The sequence below is a fragment of the Candidatus Frankia alpina genome, assembly GCF_902806485.1.
In the GTDB taxonomy this organism is placed as follows: Bacteria; Actinomycetota; Actinomycetes; order Frankiales; family Frankiaceae; genus Frankia; species Frankia alpina.
Map to the genome: position 1 here is coordinate 22,994 of NZ_CADCWT010000023.1, position 11,710 is coordinate 34,703.

Here is an 11,710-nt window from a genome sequence, read left to right on the forward strand (position 1 = left end):
TGCCGCCGCCGAAATGATCGCCACCGGGCCCCTCCGACCAGGTGGCGATGCACCACGATGCACACCGACGCCGTGGATGGCCCCCTCCGATATCGTGCGCTTTCCCGTCGCCTAGTCCACCGAAACGGCCGAATTTTCTCGGCGTCGTCGTCCGGCCTGCGGCGAGGGAACGTGCTTTTGCATTGGCTGGGGCCCGGCTGTTCTCACCTGGCATACGTTCGCGGCGCTACGGGCACGGCGAAATCAAAAATGTGACATAAGTCGTCGGGTGCTCCGGCGGTCCACCGCGGGGTGGCGCGGTGGTGGCGTCCAGGCGCGGTCTCGACGGGCCGCGGCACGGGGTCGCGGCACGGGGTCGCGGCACAGGTTCGGCGAGGGCTCGGGTTCGGCGAGGGCTCGGGTCCCTGGTCGGGGAGGGCGCGGAGTGGGTCTGGGAGGCCCGGGTCGGGCCGGCGGCGATCCGGCGCAACGTCCGGGTTGATTCGGGCGTCTGTTCTGTCGGTTACTTCTCGCGATGTGGGGGATCCGTGCGTCGGCGCCGTAATGACTACCGCAGCTGGGAAGAACTGTCCCGCCAGGAGCGTCGCCGCGGACTGGCGATTCTCGGTGTGGCCGGTGCCGGCGCGGTGGCGGCGGTGTACCTGGTCGTCGGCAGCGGCGGCACGCAGGCCGAGGCTGGCGCGGCGGTCCCGCCGACCGTCGACGTGAGCTCCCAGCTCGCCACCTGGTACGCCGGCACCGCCGGGATCCGCGGCGAGATCACGACGTCCGTCAGCGCGGTGCGCACGGACATCCAGGCAGCCGACGGCGCGGCGCTGAAGCCGGCGTGCGCCCAGCTCGGTCAGGCCGTGGACCGGATCACCGGGCTCGGCGTGCCGCCCGTCGCCGCCGCCGGCCGGACCTGGACCGACGGCGCCGCCGCCTACGCGCAGGCCGTCACCGCCTGCGGGAACCTCTTCGACGGCACCGCCCAGCCTCCACCGGTCCTGCTCCAGCGCACGACCGACGCCCTCAACACTGCCGACGGCCACTGGACGAGGCTGGCCGCCCAGATCGGCGCGCCGGCGCAGATCATCGATGCGGCTGGGTAACGCGGCGCCGCAGGACGCCTGACCTGCCAGACTTGGCCAGGTGGATCATCTCGCGGTCATCGAGGCCGAGGGCCTCGCGCTGCTGGCGACGACCAGCGCGCATCTCGACAGTCCGGTGCCGACCTGCCCGGGTTGGAGCTCGCGCCGCCTGCTGCGGCACGTCGGACGCCTGCTGCACAGCGTCAGTGTCGTGGTGCCGCGGGGCACCACCGACCCGCCGCCGCCGAACCCGCCCGCGCCCACCGACGACGAGGGGCTGGTCGCCTACTACCGGCGCGCCCTCGACGACCTGTTGCGCGCGCTGCGTCAGACCGATCCCGCCGCGGCGGCCTGGAACCACACCGGGGTCGCGCCGCCCGTCGCCGGGTTCTGGCACCGCCGCCTCGCCCAGGAGCTCACCGTGCACCGCTGGGACGCCGACAACGCCATCGGCGCCGCTCACCTGCCTACGGCGGAAGTGGCCGCGGACGGTGTCGACGAGCTGCTGACCGTCCTACTGCCCGGCAACCGCGCCCACGCGAGCACCGGGCTGGCCGACGGCGGTGTCCACGTCCATCTCACCGATGTCGAAGGGGAGTGGCTGGTCGCGCTGGCCGGCAATGACGTCACCGTGACCCGGGAGCATGCCAAGAGAGACGCCGCCCTGCGTGGCCCCGCCCCCACCGTGCTGCTCGCCCTGTGGGGGCGCCTGCCGTTCGAACATCCCGATCTCGCCGCCTTCGGCGACGAGGCCCTGCTCGCGGTGCTGCATCCCGGCGTCTGACCCGACGGGCGCCCGGGCGAGCGAGCAGGCGGGCGCCCGAGCGGGCGGGGCAGCACCAGGGTGGTACTACCTGGGCGTACCGCGGGGTGGCGGGGCGTCCGGTGGGACGGGCACCGTGGTGCCGGCCCTCACGTGCCTCCACCCTCCGTGCTCGGCGTCAGGAACCGCCCTGTGGGCGGCGGAACAGGGTCGCGGTCGGCGCGGCCTGGCTCAGGGTCGCCTTCGTCGGGGCGAACAGGAACGACTGCTGCGGCTGGCCGCCCGGTCCGAGTAGGAACGCCCGCTCGATCGAGTCGACCTTGATGCGGGCGCCGCGGTCGACGCCAGCCCCGACGACCCGGGTGGCCTCGATCGTCGAGATGTCCTCGGCGACCGTGCCGGGTGGGAGCTCGACGGCGGTCGCGGCGGGGGTGTCCCGTTCGATCGCCCAGAGCGGGTAGATCTTGTTCGACCGGTAGGTCTCGCCGTTGCCGGACAGCCGCACGCCGACCGACAGGCCGACCCAGCTGTTCTCGGTGTTCGGCGAACCCACCGTGCTCTTACGGATGATGAGGTAGAGGTAGTTGCGCGGGTCGCTGATCTTCGTGGTGGAGTTCGGTGCCTTGTTCTCGTCGACCTTGCCCTCGCGCGCGAGCTCCTGCGACATCACCCAGTAGGTCCACGGGTTGCGGTCCATCTCCCGCTCGCGGGCGTCCGCGTTCGGATCGATGGCGTCGGTGGCGGACAGGGCGAACCGCATCGGGCCATCCGGGTTCTGGCACATGTTGTTGTTCAGCGTGCAGGTACCGAGCACTGGGTGGCCGCCCTCGTAGCGGCCGGCGAAGGGCTGCGTCGCGTGGTCCGGGCTCTGGATCACCGCGCTGCCGGGGATCGCGTTGCCCGCGGCGTCGATCTCCACCTGGTAGGTCCACTCGATGTCGGTAGTCCGGCCCCACTGCGCCATCAGCGCCGGGGTGGAGGTGCCGCCGTCCTCGTTGCTCCACACCGTCGAGTAGGTGAGCAGCCGGTGCCCGGAGATCGCGGTGGGCGCCTCGGAATGGAAGGCCAGCAGCGGCGTGTCCGTGATCGCGTTCTGGAACGGCCCGCCGGCCAGCGGGTCCGCGGCGGTCGCCGTCGACGACGCTGATCCCGCCCCCGTGCCGCCAGCTCCGGCGGTGGAAGGCGGCGCCGCCCGGCCATACAGGACCGGGGCGTGCGCCAGCGCCCGGTAGCCGTTGTCCTGCGGCGTCACCGTCCGAAAGGCGATGCCGGTCAGGCGGGCCGAGGCCGCCGCCTTCGGGGAGCGGTCGGCGGCGAACTGCGCCCGCAGGGTATGACCGCCCGCGGCGAGATGACCCAGCGCCAGGCTCCGCTTGATCGGGAACGAGGCGGGGATGACGACGTCGGTGGCATAGGTGTTGTCGACGAACAGGGACACCACGGCGGACTCGCTGCCCGGCGAACCCCACGACACGCCCGGCGCGGCGGTGGTGAGGTCGAGCAGGACCTCACCCGCGGCGTCGGTCCGGAACGGCATCGAGGACTCCTGCCCCCGGTTCAGCACGACCTCGGCCGGTGCTGCTTGCGCCTCGTCGCCGGAGCTGCACGCCCCGAGCCCGACCGCCAGTGCGGCCGCGGCCAGACCCGCACCGATCGCCCGCCGCAGTCCTCTCGACACCCGCGTTCCTCCCCGGAATCCGGGAGGTCGCCACCCGCGCGGCCGTTCCCCACGTCCCCGATTCACGTACACATCCTGCTCTGTAGTGATTTGTCATCCAGCACCGGTAGGGCCGGCATGGGATTGGGCGCCCCCGCGCCTGGTCACGGCGGCGGGTCGATGGCGGCCCCGGACCTGCTACGGCGGTGCGAGCCTGGTGCCGGGCGGGTAGATCTGCCGGTGGCAGGGAGGGCGGGGACATGGCGCAGGGGCAGCACGGCGGGCCGGCCGGTGACAGGGCCGACGACGGCGGCGGAGCGACGGCAGGCGCCGCCGGGCCGCGGGGCACGGCCGGCACGGCCGGTACGGGAGTGGTCGATCCCTCGACCGCCGCGGCCCTCGCGGCGGGGATCACCCCGTGCCGGGTCTCCAGAAAGGAGTATGAGAAGGAACTCGACCGTCTGCAGACTGAGCTGGTCCGGATGCAGGAATGGATCCGGCATACGGGATTCCGGCTGGTGGTGGTATTCGAGGGGCGGGACACCGCGGGGAAGGGCGGCACCATCAAACGCATCCTCGACCGGCTCAACGCTCGCCAGTGCCGGGTCGTCGCGCTGGGCACGCCGACCGAGCGGGAACGCACCCAGTGGTATTTTCAGCGCTACCTGGTGCACCTGCCTGCCGCCGGCGAAATCGTGCTGCTCGACCGGAGCTGGTACAACCGGGCGGGGGTCGAGCGAGTGATGGGCTTCTGCACGGACGGCGAATACGACGACTTCCTGCGCACCTGCCCGCAGATCGAGCGGGCGCTGGTCCGCTCCGGGATTGTCCTGGTGAAATACTGGCTTTCGCTCAGTGACGAGGAGCAGGAACGTCGCTTCCAGGAACGGATCGACAATCCCGGCAAGCGGTGGAAGCTGTCGGCGATGGATCTGGAGGCACGGGCCCGATGGGTGGATTTCGCGGCGGCCAAGGACGAGATGTTCGCCTACACCGACATTCGCGAGGCACCCTGGCACGTGGTGGACGCCGACGACAAGCGCACGGCCCGGCTCAACCTGATCAGCCACCTGCTGTCGATCGTCCCGTACGGCGATGTGCCGCATGAGCGCGTGGTGCTGCCCCCGCGGCAGGAGAAGGCCTACAAACGGCCCCCGATCGACAGCCAGACCTGGGTGCCGCGCCGCTACCTGCAGGGTTGAGCGGGACCGGTCCGCTGCCCGGGTCCGTTCGGGCCGTGGTGGTCGCTGGCGCTTCGGTGCCACCCGATGCGGGTGAGGCTGCCCTCGCGCGACTGCCCTTTCTGTGCCGGTGGCGGCCGTCGGCCTGGCAACGCCGCCGCGCCGACGGGCCGTGCCGGCGGTGGCCGTCACCTCCCGCTGCCCGCGGTTCTCCGGCGTCCACCCGCCGGCCGGCACGTCGTTGACCTGGTATGTGGCGTTGCCCACGCCGCATTCCTGCGGGTGGGTTCCCGGTCGGCCCAATCGTTGGGCGGATACGGTACCCGGCAGGGAATGAACGGACGACGGTCCGCGGCTGGCCACCTGTGGAACCTGCGATTCGAGCGGGAGAGGATTTCGTGCGCAAGTTCGTCATCATGGGAGTACAGGGCAGCGGCAAGGGAACCCAGGCGACGATGCTGGCACGGGATTTCGACCTCGTCCACATAAGCGTGGGTGACGTCTTCCGTTGGAACGTGCAGAACCACACGAAGATGGGTGCTCAGGTGAAGCGGACGGTCGCCGCCGGCCATCTGGTCGGAGACGATCTCGTCGAATCTGTGGTGCGCACCCGGCTGGCCGAGCACGACTGGAACTACGGGTTCATCATCGACGGATTCCCCCGCAATGCGCGGCAGGCGGAGTTCTTTCTGGAGAGCTACGACATCGACGGGGTCATCTATCTGGATCTCCCGGACGACGAGGTCTACCGGCGGGTGTTGGCCCGCCGGCTGTGCTCCCGCTGCGGCCTGGACTACAACCTGATAGCGAGCCGGCCGCTTATGCCGGACACCTGCGACGTCTGCGGAGCACCGCTGCAGAAACGCGCCGACGACAATCCCCAGGCGCTGGCCGTGCGGCTGCGCGACTACCACGAGAAGACCCAGCCGGTGATGGAGATCTTCCAGCGCAAGGAGTTCGTGGCCGTCGTCGACGCCCGCCGCGTGCCACGGGCCGTCCAGACGGAGATCCGCGGGTATTTCAACCTGCCGGACCTGGCCCCCGCGCCGGTGTGATCCCGCCGCCGCCCGGCTGGCTAGTGCTTCGTGAACACGATGGCGATCGCGTTGGACTGGCCGAGGCCCGCGGCGCCGATGCTCCCGGTGACGCTGTGCCCGTCGAAGGCCAGTGCGCGGGCGACGCCGGGGATGCCGACGTCCGAGGTGATTCGGTAGCCGGCTCGCGGCAGCGCGGTGCGGTAGAAGGCCGCCGCCCGGTCGCTGGACACCCCCGACAGTGTCACCGTCGAGCTCTTCCCGGTGGTCGTGCCGACCTTCACGGCTGCCCCGGGCGGTACGGGGAAGTCCGTGGGGACGTTGGTACCGCGCAGCGCCGCCGCGCCGGTCACCGAGTCGACCTTCCCGACCCCGGGGATGGACGTCGACAGCGAACTTGGCAGGGCTGTGGGTAGGGCCGTGGGCAGACCGCTCGGCAGCGCGGTCGGGAGGGCCGTCGGCAGGCTCGCGCTGGCGCTCGGGTCCGGCAGGTCGACGCCGTCCGAGCCGCAACCCGCCGTCAGACCGACGAATCCGGTCAGGGCGAGCCCCGCCACGAGCATCGTGGCCCGGCGGACCCGACGGTCCCCCGGGCGCGTCCGGTCGAGAGCCTGACTGTCGGGCACGGTGGGGTCCCTCCCGCTCGATCCCGCTGCCGGGCCCACCTACCGCATCGCTCCAGGCCGCATCGCTCCAGGGACCCGGGTGAGGGCGGGCGCGATGGCGGCGTGCCGCAGCGAGGACGGACGGCGACCCGGTGTCGGCATTGTGCCGACGCATCCACGCCGACCCTAGTCGCGGTCGGGTGCCGCCCGCCCGAGGTGTCGGCTGGCCGTCACGCGTGCCGCTGTCGGGGGTACCGAGACCGGTGCAGGTCCACCCGAACGTGCTGCCTACAGATGCCGATTGACCGTGCGTTCGGCACCCGCGCGCCCCGCCGTCTCGGGCCGCCAGGATCCCGCTGACCTGGGGGCGCACCCACCCCTCGACTGAAGACTGAGCAAAATTTCGTATTTGCGGCACGAAGGAGGTTTCGCGATGGTAGTGGCGGGGTAGCCGGCAGGCGGGTGCTTGCCCTGTTTGTCCGCTTCATCCGATCTCGGGAAGGATGGATCGACGTGCGGGATGCCGTAGGGGGTTCGGCGGGCGTGTCGCGCAGCTCGACCGGCTGTCACTCTCCGTCGCATCTTCATGACGGTCTGGCGAGTTGTCGGCGGGAGGAGGCGTGTCGCGCCGAGCGTGGCCGAGCGGTGCGCGCCTTGCCCCGCGGGCCAGCGCGCCTGGACGAGGAAGTCCAGGGCTATGTCGAACTGGCATTCCGATTTCTTCCTATACAGCCAGGTTTGCCGACACCGTAAGTGAGGGTATGTGTGCAGTACGAACTTCGCAGTGTCCCGCCCCGGTGTTCCGTGTTGAGCACCCGACACCTGTACGTTCTCTGAGCGTGGCGGTCACCAACAACGCGGTGATCGGTGTGGCCCTTGGCTACATCGAGGCGAACCCGGACGAGATGGACCTCATGCGGTCCTTGGTTGTACTTGCCCTGCACGGGCCTGCCATCACAGCCCGTAGCACGACTCCGGCTCACGTCACCTGTCGCGCCGCGATCGTCTCCCCCGACTGGCATGTTCTCGAGATCATGGACTCGTCCACGTCCACCTGGCACCTGCCGGGCGGTCACGTGGACGCGGGCGCCTCGTCCCTGCTCGGCGCGGCGCTAGGGCTCGCCGCCCGCCACGCCGGAGTGGACACGAACATGGTCATCCCCGACGCAGTCATCCCCTTCGACGTCGAAGCCTCGATCGTCGAGGCCGCCCCGGCGCGCGGGGAGCCGGAACACGTCCACTACGACATGACCTACCTGTTCCACGTCGAGGACCGCAGCCTCGCCGTGCCCGACTCCGTCAGCACCCGCGTGCGCTGGGTCGAGCCCGGGAAGGTCGGCGGCCAGCTTGCCGGCCAGCTCGGCGTGAAGCTCACGGAGGCGTCCCGCCACTCCCGCCTGGTGCCCTGATCCCGGTCGGCGTGGCCGGGTGTCTCGTCGTCGGCCCAGGCGGTCCGGGTCGGCGCAGCGGCCGACCCGGGCGAACGCCAGCACGCTCCGCCGAGCCACGCCAGACCGACCGTCCGGGGCAGAAGTCCGGCAGGTCACGCCGAACCGGCTCACTGCCTTGCCCATCCGGAGGGTTCGGCATCCGATTTATCCCTCTGGAAGGGCAAGGAAAGGCGCCTACCGGGTGTCGGTGACGAAGTGGAGGTAACGCTCGGTGGAGCGGCGCACGGCGGCCCGGCCGTCGGCGCGGACGACGGTCTGCCAGAACGCGCCGTAGACGGCGTCGAAGTCGAACGGTTCGAGCAGCTCCAGTGCCCGGCGGACGACGCTGGGCCGTTCCGGGATGTAGTTCGGGTAGCTGTACATGAAGCTCACCCACCGGCGGTCGAGGACGACCTGCAGGATGTCGCCGGAGAACAGCGCCCCCCGACCGTCTTCGCCCTGGGCCCAGTGCAGGACCGTGCCGCCGGCGAAGTGCACCCCGCCATTGATCAGGGTCAGCCCGTCGCCGATCGTCAGCGCGTCGCCGGACCACAGCTCGACGGCGTCGTCCGGCCGGCCGAGCCAGTCGGCGTCCGCGGCGTGGATGTAGATCGGGGCCCCGCCGAACGCCCGGCTCCAGTCGATCATCGCCCCGTAGAAGTGCGGGTGGCTGATCGCGATGGCGGTAACGCCGCCGAGCTCGGCGATCCGGCCGGCGAGATCGTCGTCGAGGAAGGGCACGCAGTCCCACAGGATGTTGCCCGCGTCGGTCTGGACGAGCAGCGCCCGCTGCCCGATGGAGATCTTCGGCTCGGCGCCGACGCCGGTCACCCGCTCGCCCTCCGGACGGAGCACGCCGTGGTAGCCGTCGGCGCGCAGCCGGGCCAGCGACGTCCACCGCTGCCCCTCCCAGCCGACGTACTGCCGCTCGTCCTCGCAGACCGGGAAGTCGACCTGCGCGGCGGCGTACTGCACCCCGCAGGTCAGGCAGATCGGCAGGTCGAGATCGAGGTCGGGAAGGCGGAACGGCACGGGCACCCCCGGAGGCGGGTCGGCGGCTGGGGTTCGGTGGCGCTGGTCAGTGGGCCACGGGCTGGCGGAACCGGCTGTGGTGGAACACCAACGGTGTCACGCTCGTGTCCGAGCTGAGCGCATGGACGCGCAGCAGCGCAATGGCGGGTTCGTGCCACCGGTCACCGTGCGAACAACAGTCGCGGCTGCGTGTTTCTCGCCGTCGAGAGACGGGTGAACCGTGCATTACGCCGATGATCGCGACGGGAAAGATGCTGCGGCGTAGGGGTGAAACGTCCGGTTACGCCGTTGCGGCAATATGCGGGCGGCGATGCGGCTGATCGATTCGCGCAGGCCCGGCGGCCTGCTCGCGGCCCTGCGGGCGGAGCCCGGCCGGCCGACGCGGGGGCGGTCCGGCACCGGCCGGATTCTTTCGCCTTCCCTACGTCTTTACCCGATAAGTCGTGTTAGTGGCGCTTTGCGGGGGTGCGTGGCGCGGCCTTACGCCGACAATGGAGTGTCGGCTCCGAGTCAAGAGGTACCCATGAATCCACCCAGCAAGAACGTCGAACGGGGGGCCGCGCCCCGGGAACACCTGCTCGGCGTCGCCACCCGGCTGTTCGCCGAGCGGGGCTACGAGGGCACCTCGATCGACGCCGTCCTCACCGCGACCGGGGTCAGCCGCGGTTCGCTCTACCACCACTTCAAGGGTAAGGATGCGCTGTTCGACGCGGTGCTGGAAGCGGTCGAGCTGGACGTGGGCCGCCGGCTGGTGGCCGCGGTCGGCGCCGGCGGCGGGGGCGACCCCGCCACCGCGCTGCGCCTGGGCTGCCTGGCCTGGATCGGCATCGCGGGTGACCCCGTCGTGCGGCGCATCCTGCTCATCGACGCGCCGGGGGTCCTCGGCTGGGCGCGCTGGCGGGAGCTCGACGAGCGGCACGCCTTCGGCAAGATCAAGCAGACGGTCGCGGAACTCGCCCGCGACGGCGTGTTCGACGCCGCGATGGTCGACCTGTTCGCGCACGTGCTGCTCGCCTCGATGAACGAGATCGCCCTGCTCGTGGCCCGGGCCGACAACCAGCGCGTCGCCATCCGCCAGGCCTGCGCCGCCGTCGACGAGCTGCTGCGCCGACTGCTGCGCCCGACCTGACCTTCGACCGTGAACCCATCATCCGCATGGACCCTCGTCCACGACGCCGCGGTCCCGGGAGCACACCGGATTCCGGCCTCCGTGCGGCTGGTGATCTGCGAGGGCAACTTATCTGTTGCTGGACGACGCGGCATGGGCCCAGGTGCGCGCATGCTGCGACGAGACGCGGTTCCTCCAGGTCGAGGAGGAGATCGCCCGGACTCGTCTGATCGCCCGGCAGACAACCGGCGGCCGCTCCAGACCGGCCGCCCGCACCTGGGTCCAAGAGAATGATCTCAACAACCTGCGGCTGGTGGATGCGACGGCGCGGCGCGCCGATTACCTGCTCCGGTTGCCTCCCGTACTGCCCCCCGCCCCTGAGGCCAAGCTCCGGTGACGATCAACAACCTCTAGTGACTTTGGGTAATCGTTTACCGACCCTGTCCCCGCCGTACGACCACGACCACGGCCACTGCCGTCCACTCGCCGGCCTGGGTTCCGGCCAGATTCCGGCCAGATCGTGCCGAGGTCTAGTTACGGTTTTTCGGCCGAAAACCGTAACTGCGCCTCGGCACGATTCCGTACACAACTGATCACAGAAAGATACGGAGGGCGTGGCGGTCGGTGGGTGCACCGAAACCCGAGGCGACCCCCCGCCACCCGATCGGATCCTCTTGGCCACTGATCACTCAGGACCCACTCGTCTCGGACGGGGGCGCCTCGTCCTGGGCGGTCAGCCAGGAGCGGGTGCCGAAGCTCGTCACCGACCGGGCCGCGACCCGCGACGCCGCGGCGAGCGCGTCCACCAGGCCGGCGGTGGTGAGTCGGGGCAGGGCCGCGATCGACCAGGCGAACGCCCCGTGGAACACGTCGCCGGCGCCGAGCGTGTCCACCGCGCGGACGGCCGGGGGCAGGACCTCCCCGCCGGCGCGGGCGGTCGCCCACCGGACCGGGCCGGGGCCGTGGGTCACCGCGGCGAACGAGGGCCCGTGCGCCAGCAGGTAGCGCAGCACCTCGCCCGGGTCGACGCCGACTCCCGGCGGCCGGAAGGCGGACCCGCACAACGCCACGTCGACGTGGGGGAGCAGCCGCTCGGTCCTCGGCTTCCAGGAACCGTCGTCGAACACCACGGGCGGCCGCCCGGCCGAGGTTGCCGCCCCACCCGCCCCCGTCGGCCGGGACCGGCGAGTTCCCAGGATGTTGACGGCGACGTCGAGCTGATGGCCGTCGACGAGGACGACGTCCGCCCCGGCGAGCAGGGCCCGGCACGGCGCCCGGCAGCGCGCCGTGCGCCGACACCACCGCCCGCTCCCCGCTCGCCGGGTTGACCATGATTGCCGAAACCGGAGGACTGGTACCCCTGGCCGCAGGTCGTGATGGTGGATTCCGAGCGTGGCGAGATCCGCCCGTGCCGCGGCGGCCAGCGGCCCGGAGCCGACTGCGCTGACGAGCGTGGCTCGCCCCCCGAGGTGGGCGAAGGCCGCGCCCGTCGCCGGGCCGCCCGCGGCGACCACCAGATCGTCGGCGACGATCTTCTCGTCGGGTCCGGGTGGGCGTCGAACCAGGTAGATCATGTCGAGGGTGGTGAGGCCGACGAACAGCCCCGCTGGCTGTCCGGCCACCGCCCCAACCGGCCGCGCCTTCGCCCTGTCGGCCTGCTTCGCCACGCGTCCTCCTGTTATCGGCCCGGAACCGGTCTGGTCTGCGCCGGGCAGGAATCGGTACCTCCGTCCGAGTATTCGAGTTACTGCGTTTCGGCGCAAAGATGTCACTGAGCCTTTCCCGGTAACGTTTCGTCGCTTTGCGTGACATCAATGTTGTGTTGGTGTG

The 11,710-nt window shown here is 71.0% G+C and carries 11 protein-coding genes; 7 read left to right on the plus strand and 4 right to left on the minus strand.

Annotated elements, in window-relative coordinates; all coding sequences use genetic code 11:
* The first annotated feature begins 527 nt into the window (after positions 1-527).
* Both G6R25_RS04990 and G6R25_RS04995 read left to right on the plus strand, forming a co-directional pair.
* Complete coding sequence (locus G6R25_RS04990; RefSeq protein ID WP_163552050.1) at positions 528-1,091, plus strand: hypothetical protein; 564 nt, start codon at positions 528-530, stop codon at positions 1,089-1,091.
* Positions 1,092-1,131: 40 nt separating this feature from the next.
* Entirely contained in the window at positions 1,132-1,854 is a 723-nt protein-coding gene (locus tag G6R25_RS04995) for a maleylpyruvate isomerase family mycothiol-dependent enzyme (protein WP_163552051.1), read from the plus strand.
* Positions 1,855-2,011: 157 nt separating this feature from the next.
* Here the strand turns inward: G6R25_RS04995 and G6R25_RS05000 are convergent, their stop codons facing one another.
* Positions 2,012-3,511: a hypothetical protein gene (locus G6R25_RS05000; RefSeq protein ID WP_163552052.1), complete on the minus strand. Its 1,500-nt coding sequence runs from the start codon at positions 3,509-3,511 to the stop codon at positions 2,012-2,014.
* A 239-nt stretch (positions 3,512-3,750) separates the two neighbouring features.
* Here G6R25_RS05000 and ppk2 point away from each other — a divergent pair, with 239 nt between their 5' ends.
* Both ppk2 and G6R25_RS05010 read left to right on the plus strand, forming a co-directional pair.
* The gene (ppk2, locus tag G6R25_RS05005) at positions 3,751-4,692 is read left to right on the plus strand and encodes a polyphosphate kinase 2 (RefSeq protein ID WP_235947442.1); all 942 of its coding nucleotides are present in this window, start codon (positions 3,751-3,753) and stop codon (positions 4,690-4,692) included.
* Positions 4,693-5,069: 377 nt separating this feature from the next.
* Positions 5,070-5,726 carry an adenylate kinase family protein gene (locus G6R25_RS05010; protein ID WP_163552053.1) on the plus strand — a complete coding sequence of 219 codons (657 nt, stop codon included), beginning with the start codon at positions 5,070-5,072 and terminating at the stop codon, positions 5,724-5,726.
* Positions 5,727-5,746: 20 nt separating this feature from the next.
* Here the strand turns inward: G6R25_RS05010 and G6R25_RS05015 are convergent, their stop codons facing one another.
* Positions 5,747-6,331 carry a hypothetical protein gene (locus tag G6R25_RS05015; RefSeq protein WP_163552054.1) on the minus strand — a complete coding sequence of 195 codons (585 nt, stop codon included), beginning with the start codon at positions 6,329-6,331 and terminating at the stop codon, positions 5,747-5,749.
* Positions 6,332-7,149: 818 nt separating this feature from the next.
* Between G6R25_RS05015 and G6R25_RS05020 the strand changes: the two genes are divergently transcribed.
* Entirely contained in the window at positions 7,150-7,719 is a 570-nt protein-coding gene (locus G6R25_RS05020) for an NUDIX hydrolase (RefSeq protein WP_235947444.1), read from the plus strand.
* Between the two features lie 216 nt (positions 7,720-7,935).
* Here the strand turns inward: G6R25_RS05020 and G6R25_RS05025 are convergent, their stop codons facing one another.
* Positions 7,936-8,772 (minus strand): MBL fold metallo-hydrolase, encoded by an 837-nt coding sequence (locus tag G6R25_RS05025; protein WP_235947447.1) that lies wholly within the window; start codon positions 8,770-8,772, stop codon positions 7,936-7,938.
* A gap of 523 nt (positions 8,773-9,295) precedes the next feature.
* On the opposite strand from G6R25_RS05025, the gene G6R25_RS05030 reads away from it, so the two are divergent.
* Both G6R25_RS05030 and G6R25_RS05035 read left to right on the plus strand, forming a co-directional pair.
* Positions 9,296-9,901 carry a TetR/AcrR family transcriptional regulator gene (locus G6R25_RS05030; RefSeq protein ID WP_163552057.1) on the plus strand — a complete coding sequence of 202 codons (606 nt, stop codon included), beginning with the start codon at positions 9,296-9,298 and terminating at the stop codon, positions 9,899-9,901.
* 115 nt (positions 9,902-10,016) lie between these two features.
* Positions 10,017-10,277 carry a nucleoside/nucleotide kinase family protein gene (locus G6R25_RS05035; RefSeq protein ID WP_235947449.1) on the plus strand — a complete coding sequence of 87 codons (261 nt, stop codon included), beginning with the start codon at positions 10,017-10,019 and terminating at the stop codon, positions 10,275-10,277.
* A 292-nt stretch (positions 10,278-10,569) separates the two neighbouring features.
* On the opposite strand, the gene G6R25_RS05040 is transcribed toward G6R25_RS05035, so the two are convergent.
* Positions 10,570-11,547, minus strand: coding sequence for a PfkB family carbohydrate kinase (locus tag G6R25_RS05040; RefSeq protein ID WP_235947452.1), 978 nt, complete (start codon positions 11,545-11,547; stop codon positions 10,570-10,572).
* Positions 11,548-11,710: the final 163 nt, after the last annotated feature.